Source organism: Paucilactobacillus vaccinostercus DSM 20634, from assembly GCF_001436295.1.
Lineage (GTDB): Bacteria > Bacillota > Bacilli > Lactobacillales > Lactobacillaceae > Paucilactobacillus > Paucilactobacillus vaccinostercus.
On record NZ_AYYY01000061.1, the window covers coordinates 56,606 to 83,292 of the forward strand.

Here is a 26,687-nt window from a genome sequence, read left to right on the forward strand (position 1 = left end):
ACGTGACGGTGTTTTGAATGAGTGTTTAGTGGTTGCCAAGAGAACCATAATCAATTCCCCATTTCTGCCGGATCTGCGATTTGTAAGATAATTTTGCCAGTTGCTTTGCCAGAATGCGAGTAACGAAGGGCCTCCTGAAGCTGGTTGAAAGGAATCACGCGATCAATGGTCGGTTTGAGCGTACCATTTTCAAATAATGGTGTTAAGCTTGCGAGCTGTGGACCACTAGGATTCATGAAAAGAAAGGTATACGTGGCTTGGCTGCTTTTTTCAAGGGCGGTTAAGCGACGAGTGACAAACTGAAAGGCGAGTCGTTTCCAAAGGGGTAATCCATATGCTTGAGCAAAGCGCGCGTTGGGGAGCCCAGCAATACTGACAACTTGGCCGCCGGGTTTGATAATTTTAAATGCATCTTCTAGTGTCTGACCACCGCGGGTATCAAGGACGGCATCGTAGTCGTGCAAGATATCTTGAAATTTTTCTGTCCGGTAATCGATGATTTTGTCAGCGCCGAGGGAGCGAACGAGGTCGAAGTTTTTGGAACTGGTGGTTGTGGCAACGTATGCGCCTAACCATTTGGCAATTTGAATGGCGATGGTGCCAATCCCACCGGAACCGCCTTGAATTAAGACTTTTTGACCAGCTTGGAGATTCATAACATCGTGTAAGGCCTGATAACTCGTCAGCCCGACAAGGGGAATCGAAGCTGCTTCTACAAAGGATAGGTGATTGGGTTTGAGGGCGATAGCACCTTGATCAACGGCAATGTATTCCGCAAAGGTGCCAATTCGGTTCTTTTGAACGCGCCCATAGACCGCATCACCCGCCTTGAATTGGGTGACAGCGGCCCCAGTTTTGACGATGATTCCGGCAAAATCACTACCGAGTGTCAGTGGCATTTGATAGGGCAGCAACATTTTGAGGCCGCCATCCTTTGTTTTAAGATCGATCGGATTGATACTGGCGGTCACGATTTTAACCAGTACGTCGTCATTTTCAACGTGGGGAATGGGGACTTGATTAATGGCTGGTATGGCCTGCTTGTAGCGTGTAATTTGTGCGGCTTGCATGGTAGATTTCATGGGACCTACTCCTTAGTTAGTTTAATCGTTTAATTTGTTAAACGAATGATGGCTCAATATTAATTGAATGGTTTAAAAATGTCAACCATTAAAACTAATTTTTGATTGATTCGATTTCGTGACCATTAACACCGATGATGGGGCCAGATTTACTAATTAAAAGAGGGTAATGATAACACATTGAAAAAATTTTTTTAAAATCTAAGATTAATTCTAAATTAGAATTTGAGAAAAACCGAGTGCTGGTAATTGATATCTCTAGGATATTATTAACCAGCTAAACTAGCTTAGAAACACTCTAAAATAGTGTATTCATTACGTGTCTTTTTTATTCTAAAATCGGTTGAAATGATTAAAATATGATGTGATAATGAACGGACATTCATTGAAAAGGAGTGATTAAATGGCACTAGAACCAGGACATAATTTTTTGGCACGGCTAGGAAAGACGAAGCTGCGTCCCGGTGGTATTGAGGCGACTAACTGGTTGATCGATCAGGCCCATATTAAGGCAGATACGAAAGTTCTAGAAGTGGCCTGCAACATGGGAACCACCATGATGAGTGTGGCCCAGCATTACGGTTGTCACGTGATTGGTATCGACCAGAGTCCGGCAGCGATTGAAAAAGCACAAAAAAATATTGCAAAGGCTCATCTAGCAGACCAATTAGAAGTATTTCAGGGAAATGCGATGAAGTTACCCTTCGAGGATGAAAGCTTCGATGTCGTGATTAACGAAGCGATGCTCACGATGCTGAGTGAACGAGCCAAACATAAGGCGATTACGGAGTATTACCGGGTGTTGAAACATGGTGGCGTTTTGTTAACCCATGATGTCTGCTTGATGAAAGGGGATAGTCCGGAATTGATCCGTGCACTTGGCGAGGCCATTCATGTGCACGCGCAACCATTAACCAGTGGAAATTGGCAACGAGAATTCAGCGATGCTGGCTTTAGTGTTGAACAAAACTACGGGGCAATGACCCTGATGAATCCTGCAGGGATGATCCATGATGAGGGCTTCTTTCGTGCCGTTAAAATTGTGTTTAACGGATTAAAGCCACGTAATCGGCAACAGTTTTTTAAGATGTTTCGCTTTTTTAAAGGCCATCGTGATCAATTGGGGTATATCGCCAATTTTAGTCGCAAGCCCTAATCATACATAGATAAGGAGCATAATTTGATGGGAATTACAGAACTGAAGCTTCCTGAAATGATTCAGTATCGGGAACACCAAATTGCTAGTAAATCATTAACGAGAAAGTTGGGGATTGAGTTACCCTTCATGGTCTATGCCATGGATGCCGGTGAAAGTATCAGCAATGAACAATCAACGCTCACAAGATTGTTACAGGTGATTGATGGCATATTAACCATCCAAGTTGGAACGGTGCGTTATCAAGTTCCAGCTGGTGAAATGATGATGGTGCCGGCAAACACCTTGCACGAATTAAGGGCTGACCAACGGTGCCAATTTATGCAGTTTGAAACGAAGTAGGAGGGAAAATTAAAGATGAGCTTTATTAGTAAAATTGAACAAAACCAAGTAATTGATCTTAAACAACAGATTCCAGTTGATGAGGATCAAATTAACAGTCGGACCTTAGTTCAGCGTGATGATATGGGAATGACCCTCTTTTCAGTCGCAACTGACCAGGAAATTGGCGGTCATTCAGCCACTGGGGATGCCATGGTCAATATCCTGAGTGGGGAAGCAGAAGTCACCATTGAGCAGGAAAAGTTTCATGTTAAAGCTGGCCAGTCGATTGTCATTCCAGCTAATGCGCGTCATTCATTGTACGCGATCGAAGGCTTTCAAATGCTATTAGTTGTTGTTAAATAACCGGTGGAGTGCGATGATGAGGTCCGCTTTGCAAACATGGGTGTTATTCACATTTGGTTTCGTGCTATAATCGACAAAAAGTTAACCGATGGGGAGAGAGCAACATGGCAAATGCAGTAATGGCAATTCAGGTATTACCCGAAGCAGATTCAACGGAAGAATTAGTTCGGTTGGTTGATGTCGCAATCGCAGAAATCGATGCCAGTAACCTTTCGTATGAAGTTGGGGCATTTGAAACGACGGTTGAAGGAGACTTGGACGATCTGATTAAATTATTACATCAAATCCAAATCTCTGTGACTGAAAGTGGCACGGCCAGAATTAGCAACTACATCAAGCTGTCATATGCACCTGAGAAACATATTTTAACGACTAACGAAAAATTAGCTAAGTATCGGGAACACAATCAAGAACATGAAGGTTAATGCCGACAAAAAAGTCGCTGATGCGTAAAATCATCAGCGACTTTTTCTGACCATATTGAGTGAAATCAATTTGAGGTGGTCACAAAGTTTCACGTGAAACTTTGTGGTAAACATTATTGTCCGTTTTTATATAATTCCATTAAACGAGCACGTAAATCGTCGTCGTAGGCCGTGAGGTAGAGGCCGTACTTACCGCGCTTCATTAGTACGTTGAGCACGTTGGCGATGAATTCCTTGTATTCCTCACGAGAAAATTTGATATCTTTCCTTTTTTTGAAAATTTCCTTGTGGGAGTATTTTTCTGGAATGATGGTCATGGTGTCCGTTTGTTTATCGTAGCCAAACGATGGACCGATAATCATCCCCACGTAGTTCAGATCAAATCCTTGCAGGGTATAAATGGTTCCCACTTGGGTAATTGATCCCTCGCGCTTCGCCCAGTGTGTCCGCTGGGGATCCCATTCGTCCCAGGGGAGACTGAACGTATCCATTTCAACGTTGTGTCGGCCATCAATTCGTGGGAAGCCTGATGTGGCGACCACACGACTCATACCGACCTCTTTATTGCGTTGTTTGATTTTTTCAAACAGGGCCCCCGCCGTATTGAACATTTCAAATTCAAAGTCGCTGTTTTCGGGGAAGGCTTGCATTGGCTTTTCGGCCGTTAAATTATCCATCCAAGCGACCTGTTCATCACTAGCAACCATCCGGTACTGGAAGTTCATGTCAAAAGATTTGTGGGGATGAGTGCCAATGGTATCGTAAAGGAGCTTTTTATTCCAGTACATTTTGGACTGGAATACTTGATCAAAGTCGTAGACGGCAACGACGACCTTGGCTAAGCTCATCAGATCGGTCAGTTGGTTCTGACCGCGGTAATGCGCGTAAGGTTCTGACTTCGAGTAGAGCAGGTGCGCTTCGTCGACAAAGATCACGTCGTAGCGCTTGTGATTTTTTTGCGCATAGTTGATCAATGAGGTTGGGCGGCGAATGGCATTAACCTTCATGTTTGGAATTGATTCGGCAATATCCTGGTAGGCTTTGTACAATTCGGGGTGGTTGACCACCAGTGAGGTTTTATAGTGCTTGTCGGTCATGTACTGCCGCACGAGTTCCATTAGCACTACGGATTTACCGGTTCCGGCGGCTCCTTGAATAATGGCGACGGAGTGTGAGTCGCTATTGAGGCTTTGTTGAATATAGTCGTTAATATCTGTGATCACAGTTTTTTGGTCGTCTGACAAGTCATTGACAAAGAACTGCGCCTTTAAAATTTCATTCATTATGTGGACTCCTAAATTATTAGTTAGCGTTAGTTATTTTAGCACAGTTGGTGCTTGAGTGTTGGAAACAAAACAAAAGCATGCGTCAGTCAAATTCCGACACATGCTTGTTTCAAGTATTCTAGTTAGCCAATAATGTTGCCTTCAGCGTCCAATTGATGAATCATTCGGGCCGGATTGCCCGCAATGACCACGTTATCGCCAAACGACTTAGTAACCACAGCACCGGCACCGACAATGACGTTGTTGCCCAGGGTGACACCAGGAACGATCACGGCATCACCACCGATCCAGCAATTATCACCGATCTTGACGGCTTTTCCTGTGCCAATCCAAGATGTGCGCATTTTGACGTTCAATGGGTGACTGGCCGTGTAAATTTTAACGTGTGGGGCTAGGAGCGCATTTTTCCCGATCGTGATATCGCACGTATCGAGTAAGATACAGTCGAAGTTGGCAAAGAATTGTTCACCAACGTGAATGTTGTAGCCATAGTCGCACTTGAAACTAGGGCGGACAGTGACGTGCTCACCAGTCGAACCGAACAGTTGCTTGACGAGCTTGGTTTTAGTGGCTTCGTCTTCGAAGTCGGTATTGTTCAGTTGCGTGTATAGGCGCCGTGCCACGATTCGATCGTGCAATAGTTTGGGATCGTTTACGTCGTAGGGTTCTTCGTTCATCATATGGTTATATTCAATGTTTTCGTTTTCCATTATCAGTTCACTCCTAAAGTATATGTATGAAAGGGACGGTACCGTTCCCTTTGCACAGCCAGTAAAAATTTGAAAGCAAGCTCGAAAGGAGAAACGGACGAGGTACGTTTCAAATTAGTACAAACTAAAGATAGCGCAAAAATGGTAGGGGTTTCAATAAGGTTCATCTTTTGCTCGTTAGTTAAGCTTAGTTTAGTAATGTTGGCCCATATCAAAGGGAGCGTCGTTTGATGAGGGTCGTCGTGATTAATGACTTTTGGGGCAGCCAATCGGGGTGGGCAAACTGGTTGACGAGTTGCTGCAAGCCTTGCGTTGCCATTTGTTGGATATTGACGTGAATGGTCGTCAACTCGGGTGTAATGATGGTTCCGGCGAAGAGGTCGTCGAAGCCCATGATGGCAACGTCTTCGGGGACACGAATGTGGGCTTGACTGGCAGCTTTAATTAAACGCAAGGCAATGTAGTCGTCCTCGCAAAAGATGGCGGGCGGTAAGTCGCGGTTGACGAGCTCTTGAAAATTGATGCCGGTCGGATTGGTTTCGATTGGGGAAATGAAGTAGAAATCGCGATTGTCAATCTTGAGCTGAGCCTCTTCGAGTGCGGAGCGAAAGCCTCGCCGGCGGCCGTAAAAGTTAGCCATTGGTTTGTCGGAGGCGAAGTAACCAATTCGGCGATACCCCTGAGCAATGATGTGCTGGGCGGCTAAACGCGCGCCTTGGTAGTTATCCATGGTGATAAAATCAGCGTTGATGTCGTCGTAGGTGGTGTCTAGGAATACGACGTGCTTAATTTTTTGGTTGATAAACATGACTTGATCATGGGTCAGATCCGTTCCTAAAACGATGACTTTGTTCAAGCTCGTCCTGAGTTGGGGGAGCTTCTTTTTGAGATCGCTGGCCTCGATGGTAATGGTGGTAAGTTCACCTTGGAGACGGTCGACTTCCTGACTTAGCTCGTAAATGAGGCTACTGAAAAAAGGTAGGGCTTGGTAGTTATCGCTCACTACGCCGGTCGTCGTGATAGCTAATAAGGTGACTTCGCCAAAGTTGTTTGTCTGCATCCGTCGACTTTTGCGCAGTGGTGAATAATGGAGATCTGCCATAATTTTTTTGATTCGCTGACGTGTTGATTCACTGACACCCGGTTGCTCGTTAAGAACGAGTGAGACGGTGGCCTTCGAAACGTGGGCAATCCGCGCAATATCACTCATTTTGAGACTCATGTAAGACTCCTCCAATCTAGTAACGGTTAGTTAAGCTTAGTTTAGCTTATTATTGAAGATTTAGGTCAAAATAAAACCAGTTTTCGTTAAATTTCTCGAAAACTGGTTTAAATTGCAAAATCGGCCGCAATGACCATTTTATGTGGAATGCCGAAGTAGTAGCCTTGAACGATGTTGGGCTGGTAGTCACGGATAAACGGCAGATCAGCACGGCCTTCGAACCCCTCCAAGGCAAATGATTTATGTTGCTCCAACGCTAGGTTGCGCCAGAACCGAACCTGTTCTTGCATCTGACTTAGCGATTCTGTTCCACGGATATTTTGCAGCGCAAATTTATACTCGGAAACGTAGGGGGCTAGTTGTTGGATCAGCGCAATCTGATTAGTACCGGTGCCGACATCATCCAGACAAACGGGGATACGAGCATCGTGGAACCGTCGTGCTGCAGTCACTAACTGTTCGGTGGTGACAAGGGTCGTCCCCGAGCCAAGTCGTTCGGTGAGTTCAACGCACAGTTGAGCGTGGGTCTGATCCTTGATGGTGGCGAGGAGCTCACAGTATTGTGCTTCAACAAACTGGCGTTGATCGAGATTGAATGAAATAATTTTTAAGTCAGCAGGCATTGTTTGAACGGTGGCGTTCAATAGGGTCGTGATTTTAACCGGATCAAAGCGGCTGAAGTCGGCAGGAACGACCCACTGATCGTCAACTTGCTCACGAATGAATAGTTCATAGCCACATAGTTTTATGTTGTCGGTTGAAAATTTTGCTTGTCCCCAGCATCTGATCATAATTTTTCCCCACTTAATTCGATTTAAATGATTTTTCAATATTAATTAATATTTATGCATTATTATGTAATACGATAGAAAACCTTGAGTGCATTTTTAATAGACGTTTTAAAGCACACCTTAAAAATAACGTGTGCTGATTGAGCTTTATTAGTTATAGAAAGATTAATTGACCATTACTTATTTGAGCGATATAACGATTAAACAAACGTTGGTCGCTAATTATAGAATACGATTATTAATTGAATTGACAGTATTTTTTGAAAAATTATTTATCGAAAGTTATTCCTGTGACAACGTTGAAAACCAAAAATAATAATGATATTCTTAGGTTAATATTTTCAAGCTGATTTTAGACGCTTTCAGGTGTACCCTAAGGCGCCTATTTTTTTGATTTTAAATCGCCAGTAGTGCTCGCAAAAATAGTTCTATTATGAATAATTATTAATCAGGAAAAATATGGATCTTGTATAACTGCGGTTTGAATCGTATGATGAGACTCAAATGCGATCGTGTGGCGTCATGCCTTGATCGCGATTAAGATTTTTGATGGAGAGGATAGCGATGAGTTTGAAAATTACAGTGATTGGTGCGGGGGCAATGGTGTGAAAATGCTAAAGACGCCTGAAGATATGGTGGCGGTTATTCAGCGGGAAAGTTCTGCCGTTAACTCGCTTCATCGGTCCTTAATGTATCAAGTATGGTCAATAATCGTCCAACGGAAGTTGAATATACTAATGGGTATATTTTAAAGCGGGCCAAAGTGCACGGATTAATGGCCCCTAAACATGAACTACTGGTGAAACTGGTGTATCTTATGGAAGAAATGTGGCAGTATCGTTAAATTTTTTAATCAGTTGATTATGTGAAATACGAAATCGTGATATAAGTAAGCGTACGATAATCGGGTTACAGTACAAAACAGGTATTTAGATGATATTTGCAATTATTGTTTGGCGAGAGGCGTGTAAATGCCTCTTTTTTTGACGTTTTAACAATGATGCATAGATAGTATTATTGTATTATTTATATGAAATGATCCATATGTAATGAGAAATGTATAAGCAAAATACAAATAGGACAAATGTCCTAAATTAATTAAAATTAAGGATCATTTTTTGAAAGCGCATTCATTCGGCGGGTCATAATTCCTATTTAAAAAGATTAATTTCACATAAACTATAAGTATAGCGAAGGAGCTACTTATCATGATAAATGACGTCTACGCTGCAATTAAATCTAACGATAAAGTATCTAAACTTTTTAGAACTTGTCCATTAGAAATTCTCGATGGAATTGAAGTTAAGAATTTTGATATAGGTGAATTCAATCTTTTTCAAGGTAATAAGTATGATGATACCTATGTATTAGTTTCAGGAAAAGTAAAGGTTTACCTAATTTCTGGGGGTGGTAAGGAAGTTGTATTGGATGTTTATGATGCTGGGATGCTAATTGGTGAGCAAGAGGCAATTATTAAAACTGCATACAGTGCATCGATTTTAAATATTACACGAGTGGTAATGCTAAAAATCAATAATCGCAATTTTAGGAAGTGGATTGATTTAGATCATGTTTTTGCCAGTAATTTTATTTATAACTTATCTGAACAACTTTATCACCTTACTAAGCGTACGGAGCGTTATAGTTTGCATTCTGCGCTAGAGCAAACCGTTACGTACCTAATTAACGAATTACAAACTGGAGATCAAATTACACGTAAGCAGCTTGAATATGAAGTGGATACGTCATACAGGAATATAAATCGAATTTTACAAATCCTTGGTCAAACTGATGCAATTAAAGTTGATCGAGGCAATATTACAATATTAGATCATGCGAAACTCTACGATGTTTTAAGAAACGGGGAATAAAAAATGGAAGAAAAGCAACCACATACGCAATTAACTAGTGAAATTAATACAGATAGTGCAATTATTATGGGTGATCCAGCTCGGGTTGATAAGATTGCTAAGTTGATGGATAACGCACAGCCATGGGCTTTTAATCGTGAATATAAATCCGTAATTGGAGAATATCGTGGCAAACGAATTTTAGCCATGTCAACAGGGATTGGAGCACCTTCAGCTGGAATTGGTGTTGAAGAATTAAGCATTGTTGGCATTAAAAATGTTGTTCGTGTGGGATCAGCTGGTGCAATGCAAAAGGGCATTGATTTCGGTGAATTAATCATTGGCGAAGGAGTGGTTCGTGATGACGGATTAACTCAAAAGTATGTACCGAACATTTATCCAGCCGTGCCGTCATTTAGGTTGATGACGTTAGCTCGAAAGTATGCTCCTGATGCAATCTATGGCATTATTCGTTCACACGACGGCTTTTATATGGATGATAATGCTAAAAATGAAGCTTTTTGGTCAAAAAAAGGCATTGTTGGTGCTGATATGGAATCGGGTGCCTTAATGGTAATTGGTCGTCAGCGTCATTTAGAAACACTGTCAATTTTGAATAATGTGGTTTTATATGAGGGAGATTTGTCTGCCGGTGTCAATGATTTGGTAAGTGGTGATGATTTAATGGCAAGGGGTGAACTTGCATCATTGAAGTTGGCACTTGATATTTTAAGTGATTAATATGAGGAGGGATAATCATGGAAGCAAAACATCATGGTTGGTGGTTTAACCAGTTATTTACTAATTGGAAGAAATTTGAAGTTATTTACGTATCAGTTTTGATTGCTTTACAGGTAGTAGTTTATGCAATTGCTCCGGATACCGTAATTGGTATGGTGTCAGGCGTTACAGGTGTTTTATGTTTGGTATTTGGAATGAAAGGTCGAAAAATTTCATTCTTATTTGGTGTTGTTCAGTGTCTTTCAATGACTTATATTGCTTGGATTAGTCACGCGTATGGGTCTTTTGCTATGGATATTATTTATGTCATTTCACAACCAATTGGTTGGTTCATGTGGGGACGCGACGAAGCAACTCATTCATTTCAGCCTAAGACAAGACGATTAATTTTTGGTGGAGCGTTTATTGCTTGGGGAATTGGCTGGTTCGTTTTAGCTACATTACATGGTCAATTACCGTACTTTGATTCAATTAACTTTGTCGTAAGTATTATTGCTCAAACACTCTACGTTTTGAAATTTAAGGAAAACTGGTCGCTATGGATTGTTGTTAATATTGCTAACGTTATTTATTGGGGTGTTTTAACTATCCAAACACTAATTGGTGCTACAGATATTGGTTCACTTGGTGCCAATATGTCCCAAGTTGCATTACAAGCTGCACTGCTGTTTAATTCAATCTACGCCACTAAAGTCTGGGCGAGTGGTGAAGCTGATAATGAGGGTGGAGCTAATAAATAATGACAATAAACTCATATCAATTTAAACGTATTTTCGTGATTGTATTGGACTCTGTTGGGATTGGTGCAGCGGCGGATGCCTTTAAGTACGGTGATGAAGGATCGGATACATTGGGGCATGTTGGAGAATTTTTCGATGGTAATTTAAAACTACCCAACCTTGCTCGAATTGGTTTAAGTAATATTCGTCCTAGTGCGCCTATCAAAGGTGTCCCGTTTCAAGACAATCCAATTGGGTGTTTTGGCAAAATGGAAGAAAGATCAGTTGGTAAAGATAGTATGGACGGTCACTGGGAAATGATGGGACTACCTGTTTTGCAAGAACTATCAACGTTTCCAGCTGGATTTCCCGATGATATTATCGAAAAAATTGAAAAATTTTCTGGACGTAAAGTAATCGTTAATCGTCCATATTCTGGTACGCAGGTCATTCATGACTACGGCGAAGAGGAAATTCGTGATAACAGTTTAATCGTGTATACATCAGGCGATTCAGTAATGCAAATCGCCGCACATGAAGAAAATTTACCGGTGGAGGAATTATATACTATTTGCAGATACGCGCGAACGTTATTAAATGGTCCGAAGTATACCGTTGGTCGTGTTATTGCGCGACCGTATGTAGGATCAGATAAGAATCATTTTACGCGTACTTCTAATCGCCGCGATTTTAGCTTAGCGCCGACAGGAGTGACTGACCTTGTTAAACTCCACGATCAAGAACTATCAGTGATTGCAATTGGTAAAATCAATGATATTTTTTCAGGTCAGGGAATTGATGAAGCTTTTCATAATGAGAGTAACGACGATGGTATGAATCACATTGATGCGGTACTTCAAAAAGATTTTGTTGGCCTATGTTTTGCTAACTTGGTTGATTTTGATGTTTTATACGGCCATAGAAGAAATCCAGAAGGTTTTGGACAATTATTGATTAAATTTGATCGCAGATTAGGCCGTTTTATGAAACAAATGCATGATGATGATTTAATAATGATTACCGCGGACCATGGTAACGATCCAACATATAAAGGTACTGATCATACTCGAGAAAATGTTCCACTGCTTGCTTACTCACCAAGTTTAAGTAACGTTGGATCCGACTTGGGTGTTCGATTAACATTTTCTGATTTAGGAGCTACCATTTTAGATAATTTTGGTATTACTAACGAAAGTGGTGGAAATAGCTTTATGGATCAACTTTAAATGGTTAAAAAATACACTATACATTGAAATTATAATAAAAATAGTTTTTTACAGAACCGCCGTGTTACTTACCAAAATGGCCCTTACTATCAAAAAGATCAATATTCGATGATCAAAAAAGTATTGTATTATAAGATGACGACCGTGTGATCTGGAGCAAGATTGGATCAGCGAGGCGATTTTTTTGAAGGGACAGTTAGGCTAGTAAAATGGAATCTGGAATAAAATTAACCACGATTGAAAAAATTCAGCAGGGGATCGTCTTTACGGTCGCCAAGCTGATTCAAATTTTGCCACTAATGGCTTTAACGATGATCTATACGACCAACCAGTCGGCCGAAAGCTACATGCCGTACATTCTATTTTATACGGCGGTGAAAACAGGCCTCCTGCTGATCAATGGGTTCGGACACGTGCAAAATACGTTTGGGCTAATGCAGCTGAGCTTGATTATGAGTCTAGCGGCTTTATTGGTACTGAGCTTGTCGCCTTGGGAGTATCTCACCGACGTGGCGGCCTTCCTATTAGGATTAAGTGCCAGCGTTATTTTACCCACGTATGAGGGGGTGTACTACCACGAGCGGGTGGTGTGGAAGTGGTTTTTGCAAGGAGTTGAAATCCTAACATTATTTGTTACGAGTGCAGTTATTCTGACGCTTATTGCCATCGCCAGTCATTTTTCATATCGAAGTGTCTTTGCAATCATTACCGGTTTTGTGTTGGTGGGGCTCGTAACAATGATGCAATTTAAACCATTTGCTAAGCAAGTGGGTGAACCGCTTTTTGTACCACACACGCAATCTCTTCGTAATTTAGAGCTTTTCACTTGGACAACCGTGATGGTGTTTGGGTTACGATATCTACGCTTCTTTGATCAGTCATTTGTGTGGACGATCATCCTGGTAGCGGCGGTGGGACTCGTAACGCTCGTCAGTCGGGTTTTGATTTGGCGATCAAAAGTACCGGGACTGCCGTCGTGGACGGTGGTCAGTGCGATGCTTAATGGGGCTTATGAAACCTTTTTGATGTTGTATATTTTTCTTGCAGTTCACGGACAAACCGTGATGATTAGCGCTTACGTGGCCTATGGATTAGGCATGATGCTAGCTCAGATTGTTCGACGGCCACTTCAGCGTTCGTTTCGGGGAATGTCGAACCTTAAATTGCAGTTATTGTTTTTCGGCCTCGGTGCGTGGTTGACGATTTGGCCAAATACGCTATTGCTGGGGGCCTTTGTCATTAGCTTTTTCGGCAGTGCTAATAGTATTTTACTTAATCACGACGTTTACCTGACCGAAGTATCGACACCGGCGCATCGGTTGGTGGTCAAGTATCGGAGCACATACCTTGGAAGTATCCTCATGCAACTTGTTTTCATCGGTGGCATGATGGGCCTATCGGTTATGAGAGATGCAAATCTGGCCCAGATTATGTGGCAAATTAATGATGCAACTATCTCACCGGCGACGAGTCAGTTTGTGTGGTTAGTCGGGGTGGCAACGGCATTAGTTCTCACGATTTTGACGGCATGGGCCTACTGGCGACTGCCAGATGTTGATGAGAGATCACTGCAGTAAATTAATTTTTAATCAATATCAATCAAGTAAAGGGCGCGTCATCGATTCTAGTCGATGACGCGCCCTTATTTGTGAGTTAGAAAAATAGGTAGTAAATACCGGCCACACCAATGAAACGGTAGACCCACTTTCGAAAGGTGGCGTCGTCTAGCTTAGTCGCGATACGCGCCGCGATGATGGTGCCAATGCTCGCCGCGACCAGTCCAACCAGAATGTAGGGGATGTCGTGGGAAACGAGGATTCCGTTAGCGACCCGGACGCTATTGATGTAAAATACATCGATTAAGAAAAAGCCTTGGATACTGGCGGTGTATTCGGCAATCGAGTGTGAGCGGGACAGGAAGTAGACGGCCATTAAGGGTCCCCCGATCCCGAGAAGCCCGTTGAAAAAGCCGGAAATGATCATGAAGCATAGGGCGATATACCACGGGTATTGCCGGTCACTGGCGTTTTTTACAAACGTGAAGTAGAGGTAGAGTGCTGCGAGCAAGACCCCTAAGAAGACCCGCATGATGTGAGTATCGAGGACGTGACTGAGATGAACCGACCACGTTGCGACCGTCGCGTAGATAATGAATGGGACGATGATTTTCTTAAGATGAAAATCATGGCGGTAACGAAATGTTAGACCAATCATACTGGCGAGCATGCTGACACCGCCGATGCCGGCCGCTTGGTCAATTGGGAGAATCGAGGGGAAGAAAATCATCATGATGATCACCGCCCCAAAGCCGGTTAGCCCCTGTACCAAACCGCCCAGTAATGCGGGAAAAAAGATTAATAGCCAAGTCACGAGTTGGAGCTCCTTTATTATGAATTAGTGGTGCGTCTAGACCTAGTGTGGCGGATGAAGCTGGTGAGGTCAATGCTTAGCGTGTTAATCGGGAAAAAACGCCCCCGCGAAGCTAGAATTTAGCTGATTCGTCATTAATTATGATCAAATTGGAGTAAAATAACTGTATAAAGCGCATAAAAATATAATAAATGAGGGACAACTATGGCGATCAAGATAATAATGATCACATTTTGGACAGTTTTTGCGGCACTGGGATTTGCGACCATGTTTAATCTACTAGAGCATGTGGGCCGGCAGTACGCGAACCGGAATCACCTATTAGGTACGTTTCAACAGGAAATTCCGCTCACGATAGTTATCAGCGCCCTGATGTTGTTAATGCGGGTGATGAATAAGGACATTCACGCGCAGGATATGACGCAGTATTGGCTACTGGTCAGCGTACAGATGGTATTTGTGATTTATACGGATTTAATGGTTGAAAGTATTTGGACGTTTCTGACGGTTAAAGTTTTCGCGGCGATATCATTTGCAGGAACTGGTGCCATGACGGTCTTAGCCTGGGGGATTTTTGTGTTGGCGGGCTTATCCATTTTCTGGGAATCACGGTATACCCAAAAATGGTCCCAGAGTAGGCCCTTTCTCTTTGCGATCCCGCCGATGCTGCTCGACGCTGTTTTCTGGGGATTAATGTATGTTGGGTGGCATCCGACGCCGCTCACCATTATGGCCAACTATATTGGCTTCACCTGTGCAATGGTGGCCCTGTTTGCGAATAGTCGTAATCAACGAGCGGATCAACAAATTGTGGCGCGGCTAACGCATGAAACTCAGTTCGATGGGCTGACGGGCGTTCGCAACTGGACCATGTTCCAGCAAGACTTTAACCAAGCCTATGCCAGCGTCAAGGTGTCGTGGCCGTTAGCAATTTTAGCGATGGATTTAGATAATTTTAAGGGGATCAATGATACATATGGCCACCTAACGGGAAATGAAGTCCTCATTACGGCCGCAACCACCCTAGAAAAGTTGGTCCAATCGATCGATGCCGACTACCATCTCTATCGGACTGGTGGCGAGGAATTTGCGGTTATTTTGCCGCACACCGATCCCATGACCGCTAAAAAAATTGGGCAACGTTGCCAGCAAGCCATTCGGGAGCTGACAATTACTACAAAAGTTGGCCCGTTAAACTTAACGGCCTCATTCGGAATGACTCAGGCGCTCGATAAGGACCGCGACGCAACGGCCGTTTTCAAACGGGCGGATCAGGCCTTGTACCGTTCCAAACGGGCGGGACGGGATCGACTAACCATCAATCAAGAAACCTTGGTGGGCTAAAATTAATTAAAATTTGTGTTAATAAAACGGTCACAACCAGATAGCGGTTGTGACCGTTTTGCTATGGTAATAATAATTTGAGCCAACTCATGTGTGGCGCGAGGTAGCGTCGAATCAAAAATAATCCGGCGGTTAGGCCGAGACTGACGCTGAGGAGACTGGGTGGTAGAAACATGATGCTCATTACGCCACCCGCAATGAGGGGAGATTCTAGGATGACGGTGCCCATGCTAATCGCAAAGATGCCAATCAAAAAGATGGGATCGATCTGCGGTAGAAGCTGACTGAGGGCAATTCCCTGAGCGGTGGCGCAAAATAGGACCGGAAAAATTTCACCCCCGAGCCAGCCGGTATTCAGACAAATTGTGAGGAGGGCTAATTTAAGCAACGATTGAAGTAGTAAAAAGGCGATCGATTGGTGCTGCCAGCTAGTCGCTAGTAAATGAAAGTTGATCATTCCCGAAAAATTAATGGCCGGAGCAAATAAGGTGGCTAGGTAAATGGCGATTCCCCCGAGCGCAATCAAGCCGATATCGCGGGTGATTCTGTCCAGCACGATGTTGCGCAACAGCACCATGAGCCAGAGCCAGCACCGCCCGACAATCAGACCGAAAATAACGAGAGGCAGCAACCATTTTAGGTCATTGAGCTGCCAATTGGAGTGGCCGAGGTAAACGATGACCGACCGTTCGCCACCTAATTTGCAAGTTAGATAGAAACTGACAATGCCAATCGCTAAGTAGCTTATGGTCCGTGGTGACCACCAGGATTCAGAGCGGCGTGCTTTCCCCCGCGCCAGTAGGTAGCGGTGTGGGAGACTCATGGCCTTAATGGTCGCCCACCAACCGTCGTGCCAGTGGGCATCTAGGTAGCGACACTTATCCAGAATCCAGACGCCGTAGAGAACTGTGGAGCTGACAAGGGTCGCTTCAGGGCCCAAGCTGGTTCCACTGGTGAGAATGAAGGCGGGGATGATCATCTGGAGCAGGACGTAGCGGTAGTCGGCGGTGCCGGTATCGTGGAGTTCGATTTTGATAAACCCGAGTTTCTTTGGTAGGTAACCGGTGGTGCGCTGGGTGACATAGATGAGGGTCCCAATGATGAGTAACCAACCGGCGTTAAATAGCGGTCGAAACGTGGGTCCCGGCCAGATTTTTTCAATCAACCATCCCTGAAAGAGGTAGAAGGCCCCCAATAAACAGCCCGCAATGAGGCTACAAATTAGTCCGTAAATGTAAATGATGATTTTTTTGATGATGAGGGCCCCTTTACGATAATAAAAGTATAAACGATCGATATTCCAATTTTATATCGTACACGGATGTGATTTAGTTTGTCAAATAAGGGACCGCTATCAACAAAAAAAAACGGTCACTTCTGATAAGTCATTAGAAGTGACCGTGGTATGAAAGGTGATTTTAATCCGCGAGGTTGAAACGTAATTTCATTTTGGTGGCACTTAAGGCGGTCATTTTACCCAACAGTAAGTTAGCCTGTTCAAAGTAGAAGTCAGCCATTTGTTGATTTTGTTGTTCGAGGAATGCAGGTACATCCGCCGTGGTGGCGAGTTGTTGATCGTTGGTGCGCTGACGGTGCCGGCAAGTTGCCATGATGGTCTGTTCAAAGGCGTCTGCGAGTTCGCTAAAGAGCGCGTAGTTAGTATCACCGAGAATCGCGGTTGTTCGGCTCAGCCAGTAAATTTTTTGAAGGTCAAATGTGGTGCTGGTATCGCGGTAACAAGCAGGTGTATCGGTAACCGTCGTGTAGAAAGGCACGAGCGAGTTAAAGGTGTTGGGACCGAACGCTAGCCAATGAATCCCGGCAACGCTAGCCGGAACGTTGGGCCGAATTTGAAGAATATGCGTTTCCTGATTGCGATTAATCCCGATTGGTCGGAACTTGGTGCGTTCGCTTGCGGGACCATTACCATATGGATCGTAGGGCGTATCTTGGTAATGGGAACTCAGCAGCCATTTAACGTCCTCAATGGTAATTTTACGCTCAGCACGCATGATAAAAGGTAGGTCTTGGTCCGCGGGTTCGCGGTGTTGAGAGGGATTAAGGTAACGCTGTCCGAACCAGGTCCGGGGATTGTTGTAGTGGGCGTCTTTAATGGTCGCACTGCCGAAAATATGCCGTAGATTGATGTCATCAGCGTCGGGATTAAGATTATTTTGGGTGATTAAATCTGGTAAATCGGCCGCAAACAATGTGTTATCGCTAGTGAAGTCGTAATGATCGATGTTGAATCGATTAGGGGCGATAACGTAGGCGTCGTCAGGAATGCGAATGGCGGCCCAGTGATGGCCCCCGATGGATTCAAAATACCAGACTTCATCCTGATCCGAAAAGGCGACCCCGTTGGATTCGTAGGTCCCGTATTGTTCAATTAGCTGGCCAAGTCGCTGAACACCGTCGCGTGCGGAATGAATGTAGGGTAGGGTGATGGTGAGAAAATCTTCTTCGCCAATGCCGTTTTCTACGAGAGGATCGATCCCGAGAATGCGAGTGTTCGTGGTGCTAGTTTCAGTGGCCGTCATGGCGACGTTAGCGCTGTTAATGCCGGATTCGCCCCAAATACCAAACTGGGTATCGGCATCCGGTGTGGACGTATAGCGGAGCGGATTAGCGGGCAATGGGAAGTGAACAGTACTTTGAACGGCGTGGTAATCACGCGGTTGATCGGCCGGATTGATCACAACGAAGCGTTGGGGATTAGAAGCGTCGCTACCGCTGTCTTCATTTCGAGCAATCATAGTAGAACCGTCGATCGACGCTTTTTTGCCGACTAAAATGGTAGTACAGGAACCGGTTTTTCTTGGGTGCATGTAGGTCATCTCCGAGGTTTTTAATTTATACTGCCCATTTTAAATTAAAAATTGAATAAATACGAATATTAAAGTGATGCAGCCGTTTTGCAGAGACAATAAAAAACTATTACCCGATGATACGATAATAGTTTTTTCGACTGTTCCCGCCCGACACTCAGTCAATAACTGATTAGCGATTTCCGTGTGATAAATATCAATAATCAAGTTAAGCCCATAGCTCAGTGGAGTTTATTTAAATGAAACGCATTAAACCTTTATAAATTCTCTCTGCTAATCTTGCGTAGCCTTCATCAGAATAATGAAGGCCGTCAGGCATATATAATTTCCGTTGTTTAGCGTTAAAGGGAGAAATTCCGCTTTCGGCATACATGTCAATAACTGGCATTGCATAATAATCACATACAGTTTTAATCGCATTTACGTAATCCAATTGATAAAGACCTTGTCTGTTTTTATCAAGAGTTGTTGGATATTTTTTTGTTGGATGATGAAAGTTATTTTTCATTGGTGTAATGAAGATGATACTAGCACTGGGATATTGATCAATTAGTTCATGGGAAAGAATATTTAATGCACCGTAAAAAGTCCAAATATCTTTTGAACGAGGATCGCCTAAAGGGACATTGTGCTGAAAATCATTCACACCACCCATAACCACGATATAATCTGCATCAGTGCGCATATCATTAACGCGTTCAATAAAACTATCAGTTCGGTCTTCCGTTACGGCAATTCGTGATGCACATACCCCATAGTTTCTGACGTCTTTAAATTTTACTAATTTTTGAATGTGGTGTACCCAAGAAATATCTTCGCCACCGGTGTCCATGCCATTGTCACCCCAGGTAGTAGAATCACCAAAGCAATTAAGTATTTTTTCACTATAATCAAGATTATTACTGTCAAATTTATCCAAAACAGAAACGCCTCTTATCTCTACATATATTTATTTTTAAGCTTTTTTAGTTTTAAATTCACTTTCAATTTGCTCCAGTGATTTTCCAGTAGTTTCAGGAAGAACATGGCTGGCAAACCATCCCATAGCAATACAGAAAATAGCAAAGATAATGAATGTCCATGTTCCACCGATTCCTGCTAGCATTACTGGGAATAATTGGGATACAAAGTATGAAGCTAAGAACATTGTAAGTGATGAAAGGGAGAGTGCTCGGCCACGGATACTAGTTGGAAATACTTCGGAAACAATAATCCAAGCACCACCGCCCCATGATAATTCATAAAATGCGGTGTGAGCAAGAACACCGACTAAAATTAAAATATCAATCAAGGTATTAAATTTGTTGAATGCAAATACGACTGCTAGGAAGATCAAAGCTGCAGCCATTGCATAGCCACCACGAGATAATAGCTTTTTACGCCCAAGTTTGTCGATGTAGACCATAAAGATGGCAACGAAGATAATTTTGACGACACCAATCCCAATTGTTTCAATTAATGAAGCATTGACGCCGACACCAGTTTTTTGGAAAATAATAGGAGCATAATAACCGACAGCAATTGTACCAGTTAATTGTTGAAATGCTGCTGCCAATAATGCAATTACGAGAGCAAAGCGAATGCCAGGTGCGAACAGTTCACGAATTAGGCCCTTGTGTTCACTTTGAACTGATTTTTTGATTTCGGTTGCTTCATTTTGAGCATTAGAAGTTCCATTCAACTTTACTAAGATAGCTTCTGCTTTATCATTTTTCCCTTGTTTAAACAAGAATCGAGGACTTTCTGGAATAATAACAGTTAATACAAAAAATAGAATAGCAGGAATGGCACCTGATCCGAACATCCAACGCCAACCGACAGATACATTAAAAGCAGTAGAATTTAAATTGGCAATTGCAGCATTAACGCAGTAAACAGTCGTCATCCCAATAGCAAATGCTAATTGATTGCACCCAATCAGTGTGCCACGAATTTTCGCAGGAGCAACTTCTGAAATATATAGTGGTACGATTGTCGAAGCCATTCCAATCGCGATTCCTGATAAGATACGTCCGGTGATCAGAATAGCAACCGTTCCGGCAAATGCGAGTGTTAAACTTGAAATTGTAAATAAGGCACCCGCAATAAACATGACCCACTTACGTCCGATTTGATCACTTAAAAAACCGGCAATTAAGCATCCAGCCATGGCACCAAAGGCTAAAACACCAGAAACGAAACCGATTTCAGCGGTAGACATGGAAAAGTGAACACTAAAAAAATTCAGTGCTCCAGAAATGACCCCTTGATCGTATCCAAATAATGATCCGCCAATTGCAGCGATAATGGTGACTACGATAATATAGGTCAAGCTGGCTTTCTTTTGTTGGTTGAATGGAACCTTAGCCGAACTATTTGACTCATTCATAACTGTATCCTTCTTTCAACTTGAAAATATTGAACCGTGACCAACTGTCTTTTTGAATATAAGCGCTTACATTTGTCTGACACGTTTAACATACCACTAGAAAAAACAAGCGACGCAAAAATGCAAGCGTTTTCTAAAAGGCTGGCAAAAATACTTTGTTTTATTAATTGAAAGTCGCTTACATTGTAATTTTATTAAGCGTTCTCTGCTGGCTTGGGTTAAATTAGGACGGTAGTGGCACTTATTTAACAATGTAGTGCCTATTTTTTACAATTGACTGATGGACTATCTTTTATTTAAGTAACGATTAAAGAAAAAATCAAAAATGAGTTTCATGTTTTAAGGCAGTATTTATCCTGTGACGTTGGTATAATATTAGTGAATAATAAAGAAGACTAAAAATACAAATCAGTAAAAAATGGTATTTGCGAGAATGGGGATGAACATGTGCTATCACGTGAACAGCAAATTTTTGAATGGATAAAGCAGAATCCAATGATTAGCCAAAATGAATTAGCTGAATTAGCTGGAATAACGCGTTCTGGAGTTGCAGCACATATTTCAAATTTAGTGAAAAAGGGCTACTTACAAGGTAAAGGTTATATTGTGGCACCGGCTAGATATGTAGCGGTAGTGGGCGGTATCACGATGGATCAATTTGGCATTCCTGATGATGAGGTAATTCAAAAAAAGTCTAATTCTGGTGTGATACATTCGGATATGGGGGGACTGGGTCGTAATATTGCAGTTAATTTGACTAAATTAAATATTCCGAATTACTTTATTTCCGTATATGGGCACGATTCTGCTGGAGAAGAGTTTAAGAAGGATGCTTTAAAAAATAACTTAGATATAACGTATGCAAAACAGATTTCTGATAAACCAACATCGAGATACTTGTACATTAATCAAACAAGTGCAAAACGGATTTTTGGTGTTGATGATAGTCGTATCCACGATGAGATTACGCCTGCTTTTTTACAAGAACGGATAGATGTATTAAAAAATGCCGAAATGATTGTTGTAGATCCCAACTTGCCACAGGAGACAATAACGTGGATCTATAATACATTTAGACAACCACTATTGGCAGATTCGATTAATAAGGTAAAGCGACTGACCGCTGGAATTGAAGCACTGGACACCCTTGTACTAAATGCGGATGAATCTGAAACGATCACTGATATAAATGTGATCGATCAAGAGAGCGAAAAACGGTGTGCCGATAAATTGTTGTCAATGGGAATTTCTAATGTGTTTATTTATGATACGGAGGTTGGATTTCTGTATCAAACAAAAGAAAAGTCATTTTATTTTCCGATAACCTTGAAAAAGATTGTTAATGCGAATGGTGTTGGCGCTGCTGCAATCGCTGCAATCATATATGCACATCGAATGAATATGAATATCGAACAAACAGCAACTGCAGCGCAAAAAGCGGCGCAAGTTGCGATGACAACATATTTAAATGTTTATGAACAAATGAAACCAGATATTATTCAGTAATATTAATGACTGGTGTAAAAGCAGACTGAGAAATCAGTCTTTTTTTATGCTGCATTGTAAACATTTGTTTATCTAATTAAACAAATGTTTACAATACAAAAAATATATGTTATTCTTTGCTTGTGAAATGCAAGCGCTTACTTCTCAATAGTAATTTTATGACGTAGACGAGATATTTAGACCGGTCTAGCTAACCGGCGTAAGTAACGACTCGGGGAAAGCAGGAATTTTATGTTAATTATCAATGTTGCAATCTCAGATGATATTCAAACTGCAATTGATCAAATCGCAGCTGCCAAGGGCGGTAAACTAATTTTAGCTGCGGGAGAGCACCTGACGGGTCCCATTCAATTAACCTCGCATTTAGAAATGGTATTTGAAGAGGGAGCTAGTTTGAAGTTTATTGACGATCCAATGCTATATCCACCAGTGTGGACAAGGTGGGAGGGTGTTGAATGTTATGCAATGCATCCGTTAGTGTATGCCGATGGTGCTCAAGATATTTCAATTAGTGGTCCAGGGATAATCGACGGAGCAGGAGCAAGTTGGTGGGCTAAGTTTCGGATGATCGAAGCAGAAGATCGTACCATGCCACGGGAGGCTTATGAACTACGCCTTGCAAAGTTAAACCCAGACTATGAAACTCGGACGGGTGGTGGCGGTCGACCATCAACACAATTTTTACGACCACCGTTAGTTCAATTTTGGCAGTGTCAAAATATTGACTTAGACGGAATTACATTAAAAAACTCACCGTTTTGGACACTGCATATGGTGTATTCAAAGGATATTAGGATTAGTAATATGACGTTTTCCAATCCAGCGGATGCAATTAATACCGATGCAATGGATATTGATTCGAGCGAAAATGTAACCGTTACCAAATGTTTGCTGGATGTTGGGGATGATGGGGTGACCTTGAAATCTGGATCTGGTCAAGATGGGATTCGCGTTAATCGTCCCACTAAGAATGTTAAAGTGAAGGATTGCCGAATTTTGGCTAGTCACGGTGGTATTGCGATTGGCTCTGAAACGGCTGCTGGAATTAGTGATGTTGAAGTATCGAATTGTAGTTTCGAAGGAACTCGACGTGGAATTCGACTGAAATCGCGTCGAACTCGAGGCGGAACGATTGAAAAAATTAAATTACACGACTTAAAGATGGATGCTTGTTGGTGCCCAATATCATTAGAACAATATTTTGCACCGGGAGTTTTGCCAGATGAAGAACGAACAGTATTGAGTCAGGACCCACAACCGGTTGATGAAACCACACCTCATATTAGAAATATTGAAATTAAAAATATTGAAGCAACAAATATTCGAGCAACGGCGGCGTTTATTGTGGGGTTACCTGAGGCGAATATTAAAGATGTCACTATCGAAAACTTCAACTGGTCATTGGCTGATGCAGATCAATTATTACCAACAGAGCGGGCAGAGGAAACAGGTGGGCGTTTCCATGATGAAAATCGTGGTATCAAAACGATCAATGTTTCCAATCTCACGATAAATGGTAAAAAAATTGGTTAATTTAGGATAGAAAGCTGGAAGAAAAAATGGAAAAAGGGAAAAAGCGGTGGGTTTATACACCACATAAAATTTCAGTTTGGCGTTCCATAGGATATGGGATTAATGATATGAATGGCGCTTCTTGGGGCACGTTGGTTGGTTCATACTTGATGTTTTTCCTGACAACTTATGGGAAATTGTCAGCAGCATCTGTCGGAATGCTATTTTTAATTGGTAAGTTTTTAAATGCAATTTTTTCAATGCTGGCCGGATCGATTTCTGATCGACTGTATTCAACCAAGATTGGGCGTCGTTTTGGGCGTCGGCACTTGTTACTGTTGGTTGGGGCATTGTTAACAATTATTTTCTTCCCAATGCTGTTTATTGTGATGCCAGGTAGCTTTGTATGGTATTTAGTTGCGTTCGTAATGGTCGAAACGGCCAATGTTATTATCGGAACGTCATACGAAACACTTGCAACGGAAATGACGCCCAATGCTGATGATCGGGTGAAAATGTCATCAATTCGCCTATTCATCTCAGCATTTGCCACCTTCTCAGTATCGGCCTTACCAGCCACTTTATTAGCAGTGCTTGGCGAAGGCGCCCAGGCCTACACGATTTCTGGGATTGTCTTCGGAATTGTTTATGCAGTTGCAACGTTGATTACTTATCGCTCAACGTGGGAACATTCGCCTGAAGAAGTTGAAGCGTTTGAAAGTGCTAACCGGTCAGAAGATGATGTCGAACGAAATGGCTTTGTTGGCTCGTTGAGAGACTATTGGGAAATGCTTCGAAATAAGTCAGCACGGTACATGGTCTCAATATACTTCATGACATATTTTGCTAAAGATTGTTTTTCAACGGCCTTTCTGTATTACGTTGTGTTTGTTCTTGGACTGTCGCAAACGGTTGGTCAAGGCATTACATCATTATCATTTATTGGTATGCTGGTTGTCCCAGTTGCTGCGTTTATGTTAATTAAAACTAAGAATCCTAAGATTAATTGGTCGACTTCATTTACATTGATTTATGTTGTTATGGCTGGATTCTTTGCACTGTCATTGATGCATTCTAATTTGGGCAAGGGAAGTACAATTATTACGTTGATCGTGCTCGGAGTTCTGTGGCAAATTGGTCGTCAATTCTTGGAATATACCGCATGGCAAGTAATTCCACTGGTACCAGATGTTGATACTATTGTTTCAAGTAAGCTAAGAACTGGAACTTTCGCCGCGGTACAGTCATTTACACGTCAATTGACTGGTGCTTTGGGGTCTGCATTACTTGGATTTATTCTGCAATGGGGTGGATTTAAGTCTGGGGCATTACACCAAACAGTTCAGGCGCAAAATGCAATTTTAATTGTTTTGATTGTGGTACCGGTTATCGCAATAGCAATTGCTTGGTGGATGGTGGCACGATTCAACTTGAACCAAAAGACACATAAAGTACTGCATGATGAAATTGATCGTCTTCAAGCAGGCGGAAGCAAGGCAGATGTTGATCCAGATACCAAAGCGTTAGTTGAAAACTTAACGGGTTATAAATATGATCAGATCTGGAATCGTAATAATTAATTGATAGCTGTGACCTAGTATCCATCACTGATTGATGGACGGGAGATAATAGTATTAGGTAAATGAACACGGTCATTTACCTAATACTTCGAATGAACGTTGGATGGGGTTCATTTGACTTGATAGTTTATTATTCCAAAGAGTAACTCGTTAAGTTTCAATTGCTTAACTTAATGGGATTGTCACTCACTTTGCATCTTAATATTGGAATAACAAAGGAGCCCTGCAAATTCTTTTGCAGAGCTCTTTCGGTAAGTAAGGTTTTAGCTATGCCGTAATCAATAACGTGCGAAATCGCTGTGGGGAAACGCCGGCGAAGTTTTTAAAGATTCGCTGGAAGTAGTTAACGTTGGTAATGCCGACCATTAACGAAACTTGGGTGAGCGATAAATCGGGTTGGTTGATCAGTAATCGTTGTGCCTCACCCACCCGCCGAGACGTGAGGTATTTGATCGGTTTGATAGCCATATTTTCTTGGAATTGTTTATCTAGATAAGTATGACTAATCGCGAGTTCCTGACAAACCTTTGTAATGTTGATGGCGTCATGAAAGTGCTGATCGATGTAATTTTTCGCGCGTTGCACGATAAACGGTGTGGTCGTGGTCATAGTTTTGCCAGTTACGGCTTTTTCTTGAAAGTAGGGTACGAGACTGGTCAGAATTAAATTACTGGCAAGTTGATGGGCAGCAATGTCTTCTTGTTGAAGTAGTTCAAAGGCCAGCTGACCGATTCGAGTCATTGTATTAAATTCGGTTGCCGTAAATTGGAAGACTGGGTAGGTGGTACCAGCGATGAGGTTGGGTGTTCGAATGCCAATACAAATTGACGGTAGAATTGCGCCTTCGGAATGAAGACGACCGGCGTTAATCGCAACGGCATCTTGCTGAGTCACGTTAAAGTAACTATCGCGAATGAAGTACTGACCGCTCCCATCCATGACGAGCGATATTTCGGTGACCTGGTCGTGTTGATGCAGGCCACGGATATAGATTTCATCGTAGGTTTCGACTTTTGAGATGTAGGCGAGCGATGGCTGATGAGCCGCCTGTCGCTGCCAGTGGCAGAAAAATTGACGCATGTTTTGGTCACCCCTCTCAATTAAAATTTGAAAAATGAAAGTTTTACCGTTCTTCACGGGACGGTCCCTTGCTAGATCGCTATTTATAGTTGCAACTTATGAATAACCGCTTTCATTTTACAGTATATACTAGGAACATCATTAAAAGAAATCAGGTTTTTAAACGAAAATGAAAGCGGTTTTGCGTACTTAATTAATATAGCA

25 protein-coding genes are annotated in these 26,687 nt (G+C 42.4%); 14 read left to right on the top strand and 11 right to left on the bottom strand.

The window, feature by feature from the left end:
- Window positions 1–50 precede the first annotated feature (50 nt).
- Window positions 51–1,070: an NADP-dependent oxidoreductase gene (locus FC26_RS09160; RefSeq protein ID WP_157061185.1), complete on the bottom strand. Its 1,020-nt coding sequence runs from the start codon at window positions 1,068–1,070 to the stop codon at window positions 51–53.
- Window positions 1,071–1,485: 415 nt separating this feature from the next.
- Between FC26_RS09160 and FC26_RS09165 the strand changes: the two genes are divergently transcribed.
- From FC26_RS09165 to FC26_RS09180, 4 genes are all read left to right on the top strand, one after another.
- On the top strand, window positions 1,486–2,238 hold the full coding sequence (locus FC26_RS09165; protein ID WP_057779878.1) for a class I SAM-dependent methyltransferase: 753 nt from the start codon (window positions 1,486–1,488) through the stop codon (window positions 2,236–2,238).
- A 27-nt stretch (window positions 2,239–2,265) separates the two neighbouring features.
- Window positions 2,266–2,580 (top strand): cupin domain-containing protein, encoded by a 315-nt coding sequence (locus FC26_RS09170; RefSeq protein WP_057779880.1) that lies wholly within the window; start codon window positions 2,266–2,268, stop codon window positions 2,578–2,580.
- Window positions 2,581–2,595: 15 nt separating this feature from the next.
- A complete protein-coding gene (locus FC26_RS09175) occupies window positions 2,596–2,925 on the top strand; it encodes a cupin domain-containing protein (protein WP_057779881.1) in 330 nt (109 codons plus the stop codon).
- A gap of 104 nt (window positions 2,926–3,029) precedes the next feature.
- Window positions 3,030–3,350: a thiamine-binding protein gene (locus tag FC26_RS09180; RefSeq protein WP_057779884.1), complete on the top strand. Its 321-nt coding sequence runs from the start codon at window positions 3,030–3,032 to the stop codon at window positions 3,348–3,350.
- A gap of 113 nt (window positions 3,351–3,463) precedes the next feature.
- Here the strand turns inward: FC26_RS09180 and FC26_RS09185 are convergent, their stop codons facing one another.
- The 4 genes from FC26_RS09185 to FC26_RS09200 form a co-directional block, all read right to left on the bottom strand.
- Window positions 3,464–4,633: a DUF2075 domain-containing protein gene (locus FC26_RS09185; protein WP_057779886.1), complete on the bottom strand. Its 1,170-nt coding sequence runs from the start codon at window positions 4,631–4,633 to the stop codon at window positions 3,464–3,466.
- Between the two features lie 125 nt (window positions 4,634–4,758).
- On the bottom strand, window positions 4,759–5,346 hold the full coding sequence (locus tag FC26_RS09190) for a sugar O-acetyltransferase (protein ID WP_235809500.1): 588 nt from the start codon (window positions 5,344–5,346) through the stop codon (window positions 4,759–4,761).
- 211 nt (window positions 5,347–5,557) lie between these two features.
- The gene (locus FC26_RS09195; RefSeq protein ID WP_057779888.1) at window positions 5,558–6,568 is read right to left on the bottom strand and encodes a LacI family DNA-binding transcriptional regulator; all 1,011 of its coding nucleotides are present in this window, start codon (window positions 6,566–6,568) and stop codon (window positions 5,558–5,560) included.
- 107 nt (window positions 6,569–6,675) lie between these two features.
- The gene (locus tag FC26_RS09200) at window positions 6,676–7,359 is read right to left on the bottom strand and encodes an EAL domain-containing protein (protein WP_057779890.1); all 684 of its coding nucleotides are present in this window, start codon (window positions 7,357–7,359) and stop codon (window positions 6,676–6,678) included.
- Between the two features lie 700 nt (window positions 7,360–8,059).
- On the opposite strand from FC26_RS09200, the gene FC26_RS13235 reads away from it, so the two are divergent.
- The 6 genes from FC26_RS13235 to FC26_RS09230 all read left to right on the top strand — a co-directional run bounded on the left by FC26_RS13235 (window position 8,060) and on the right by FC26_RS09230 (window position 13,472).
- Window positions 8,060–8,203: a ketopantoate reductase family protein gene (locus FC26_RS13235; RefSeq protein ID WP_083483809.1), complete on the top strand. Its 144-nt coding sequence runs from the start codon at window positions 8,060–8,062 to the stop codon at window positions 8,201–8,203.
- A 364-nt stretch (window positions 8,204–8,567) separates the two neighbouring features.
- Window positions 8,568–9,230 (top strand): Crp/Fnr family transcriptional regulator, encoded by a 663-nt coding sequence (locus tag FC26_RS09210; protein WP_057779893.1) that lies wholly within the window; start codon window positions 8,568–8,570, stop codon window positions 9,228–9,230.
- A 3-nt stretch (window positions 9,231–9,233) separates the two neighbouring features.
- Window positions 9,234–9,950 carry a nucleoside phosphorylase gene (locus FC26_RS09215; protein WP_057779895.1) on the top strand — a complete coding sequence of 239 codons (717 nt, stop codon included), beginning with the start codon at window positions 9,234–9,236 and terminating at the stop codon, window positions 9,948–9,950.
- Window positions 9,951–9,967: 17 nt separating this feature from the next.
- Window positions 9,968–10,690: a nicotinamide riboside transporter PnuC gene (gene pnuC, locus FC26_RS09220; protein ID WP_057779897.1), complete on the top strand. Its 723-nt coding sequence runs from the start codon at window positions 9,968–9,970 to the stop codon at window positions 10,688–10,690.
- Window positions 10,690–11,895, top strand: coding sequence for a phosphopentomutase (locus FC26_RS09225; RefSeq protein WP_057779899.1), 1,206 nt, complete (start codon window positions 10,690–10,692; stop codon window positions 11,893–11,895). The genes pnuC and FC26_RS09225 overlap by 1 nt, the downstream gene beginning before the upstream one ends.
- A gap of 209 nt (window positions 11,896–12,104) precedes the next feature.
- Window positions 12,105–13,472 (top strand): hypothetical protein, encoded by a 1,368-nt coding sequence (locus tag FC26_RS09230; protein WP_057779901.1) that lies wholly within the window; start codon window positions 12,105–12,107, stop codon window positions 13,470–13,472.
- A 76-nt stretch (window positions 13,473–13,548) separates the two neighbouring features.
- Here FC26_RS09230 and FC26_RS09235 read toward each other — a convergent pair whose 3' ends face one another.
- Window positions 13,549–14,265, bottom strand: a complete 717-nt coding sequence (locus FC26_RS09235) for a sulfite exporter TauE/SafE family protein (RefSeq protein ID WP_057779903.1) — start codon at window positions 14,263–14,265, stop codon at window positions 13,549–13,551.
- A gap of 204 nt (window positions 14,266–14,469) precedes the next feature.
- On the opposite strand from FC26_RS09235, the gene FC26_RS09240 reads away from it, so the two are divergent.
- Window positions 14,470–15,609: a GGDEF domain-containing protein gene (locus FC26_RS09240; RefSeq protein ID WP_057779905.1), complete on the top strand. Its 1,140-nt coding sequence runs from the start codon at window positions 14,470–14,472 to the stop codon at window positions 15,607–15,609.
- A 61-nt stretch (window positions 15,610–15,670) separates the two neighbouring features.
- Here FC26_RS09240 and FC26_RS09245 read toward each other — a convergent pair whose 3' ends face one another.
- From FC26_RS09245 to FC26_RS09260, 4 genes are all read right to left on the bottom strand, one after another.
- Window positions 15,671–16,804, bottom strand: coding sequence for a chloride channel protein (locus FC26_RS09245; protein WP_057779907.1), 1,134 nt, complete (start codon window positions 16,802–16,804; stop codon window positions 15,671–15,673).
- A 223-nt stretch (window positions 16,805–17,027) separates the two neighbouring features.
- Window positions 17,028–18,437, bottom strand: coding sequence for a C69 family dipeptidase (locus FC26_RS09250; protein ID WP_057779909.1), 1,410 nt, complete (start codon window positions 18,435–18,437; stop codon window positions 17,028–17,030).
- 235 nt (window positions 18,438–18,672) lie between these two features.
- On the bottom strand, window positions 18,673–19,356 hold the full coding sequence (locus FC26_RS09255) for an SGNH/GDSL hydrolase family protein (RefSeq protein WP_235809501.1): 684 nt from the start codon (window positions 19,354–19,356) through the stop codon (window positions 18,673–18,675).
- A 36-nt stretch (window positions 19,357–19,392) separates the two neighbouring features.
- A complete protein-coding gene (locus FC26_RS09260) occupies window positions 19,393–20,805 on the bottom strand; it encodes a sugar porter family MFS transporter (protein ID WP_057779911.1) in 1,413 nt (470 codons plus the stop codon).
- A gap of 447 nt (window positions 20,806–21,252) precedes the next feature.
- On the opposite strand from FC26_RS09260, the gene FC26_RS09265 reads away from it, so the two are divergent.
- The 3 genes from FC26_RS09265 to FC26_RS09275 all read left to right on the top strand — a co-directional run bounded on the left by FC26_RS09265 (window position 21,253) and on the right by FC26_RS09275 (window position 25,403).
- Window positions 21,253–22,311 carry a PfkB family carbohydrate kinase gene (locus FC26_RS09265; RefSeq protein WP_057779912.1) on the top strand — a complete coding sequence of 353 codons (1,059 nt, stop codon included), beginning with the start codon at window positions 21,253–21,255 and terminating at the stop codon, window positions 22,309–22,311.
- A 231-nt stretch (window positions 22,312–22,542) separates the two neighbouring features.
- Entirely contained in the window at window positions 22,543–23,844 is a 1,302-nt protein-coding gene (locus FC26_RS09270; protein ID WP_057779915.1) for a glycoside hydrolase family 28 protein, read from the top strand.
- A 26-nt stretch (window positions 23,845–23,870) separates the two neighbouring features.
- A complete protein-coding gene (locus FC26_RS09275; protein WP_057779916.1) occupies window positions 23,871–25,403 on the top strand; it encodes an MFS transporter in 1,533 nt (510 codons plus the stop codon).
- A gap of 267 nt (window positions 25,404–25,670) precedes the next feature.
- On the opposite strand, the gene FC26_RS09280 is transcribed toward FC26_RS09275, so the two are convergent.
- The gene (locus FC26_RS09280; protein ID WP_057779918.1) at window positions 25,671–26,483 is read right to left on the bottom strand and encodes a helix-turn-helix transcriptional regulator; all 813 of its coding nucleotides are present in this window, start codon (window positions 26,481–26,483) and stop codon (window positions 25,671–25,673) included.
- Window positions 26,484–26,687 lie beyond the last annotated feature (204 nt).

Bases quoted from the DNA above. Each gene is read 5' to 3' on its own strand.
- FC26_RS09160 (WP_157061185.1), bottom strand. From the start codon at position 1,070: ATGCAAGCCGCACAAATTACACGCTACAAGCAGGCCATACCAGCCATT.
- FC26_RS09165 (WP_057779878.1), top strand. From the start codon at position 1,486: ATGGCACTAGAACCAGGACATAATTTTTTGGCACGGCTAGGAAAGACG.
- FC26_RS09170 (WP_057779880.1), top strand. From the start codon at position 2,266: ATGGGAATTACAGAACTGAAGCTTCCTGAAATGATTCAGTATCGGGAA.
- FC26_RS09175 (WP_057779881.1), top strand. From the start codon at position 2,596: ATGAGCTTTATTAGTAAAATTGAACAAAACCAAGTAATTGATCTTAAA.
- FC26_RS09180 (WP_057779884.1), top strand. From the start codon at position 3,030: ATGGCAAATGCAGTAATGGCAATTCAGGTATTACCCGAAGCAGATTCA.
- FC26_RS09185 (WP_057779886.1), bottom strand. From the start codon at position 4,633: ATGAATGAAATTTTAAAGGCGCAGTTCTTTGTCAATGACTTGTCAGAC.
- FC26_RS09190 (WP_235809500.1), bottom strand. From the start codon at position 5,346: ATGGAAAACGAAAACATTGAATATAACCATATGATGAACGAAGAACCC.
- FC26_RS09195 (WP_057779888.1), bottom strand. From the start codon at position 6,568: ATGAGTCTCAAAATGAGTGATATTGCGCGGATTGCCCACGTTTCGAAG.
- FC26_RS09200 (WP_057779890.1), bottom strand. From the start codon at position 7,359: ATGATCAGATGCTGGGGACAAGCAAAATTTTCAACCGACAACATAAAA.
- FC26_RS13235 (WP_083483809.1), top strand. From the start codon at position 8,060: ATGGTCAATAATCGTCCAACGGAAGTTGAATATACTAATGGGTATATT.
- FC26_RS09210 (WP_057779893.1), top strand. From the start codon at position 8,568: ATGATAAATGACGTCTACGCTGCAATTAAATCTAACGATAAAGTATCT.
- FC26_RS09215 (WP_057779895.1), top strand. From the start codon at position 9,234: ATGGAAGAAAAGCAACCACATACGCAATTAACTAGTGAAATTAATACA.
- pnuC (WP_057779897.1), top strand. From the start codon at position 9,968: ATGGAAGCAAAACATCATGGTTGGTGGTTTAACCAGTTATTTACTAAT.
- FC26_RS09225 (WP_057779899.1), top strand. From the start codon at position 10,690: ATGACAATAAACTCATATCAATTTAAACGTATTTTCGTGATTGTATTG.
- FC26_RS09230 (WP_057779901.1), top strand. From the start codon at position 12,105: ATGGAATCTGGAATAAAATTAACCACGATTGAAAAAATTCAGCAGGGG.
- FC26_RS09240 (WP_057779905.1), top strand. From the start codon at position 14,470: ATGGCGATCAAGATAATAATGATCACATTTTGGACAGTTTTTGCGGCA.
- FC26_RS09250 (WP_057779909.1), bottom strand. From the start codon at position 18,437: ATGCACCCAAGAAAAACCGGTTCCTGTACTACCATTTTAGTCGGCAAA.
- FC26_RS09260 (WP_057779911.1), bottom strand. From the start codon at position 20,805: ATGAATGAGTCAAATAGTTCGGCTAAGGTTCCATTCAACCAACAAAAG.
- FC26_RS09270 (WP_057779915.1), top strand. From the start codon at position 22,543: ATGTTAATTATCAATGTTGCAATCTCAGATGATATTCAAACTGCAATT.
- FC26_RS09275 (WP_057779916.1), top strand. From the start codon at position 23,871: ATGGAAAAAGGGAAAAAGCGGTGGGTTTATACACCACATAAAATTTCA.
- FC26_RS09280 (WP_057779918.1), bottom strand. From the start codon at position 26,483: ATGCGTCAATTTTTCTGCCACTGGCAGCGACAGGCGGCTCATCAGCCA.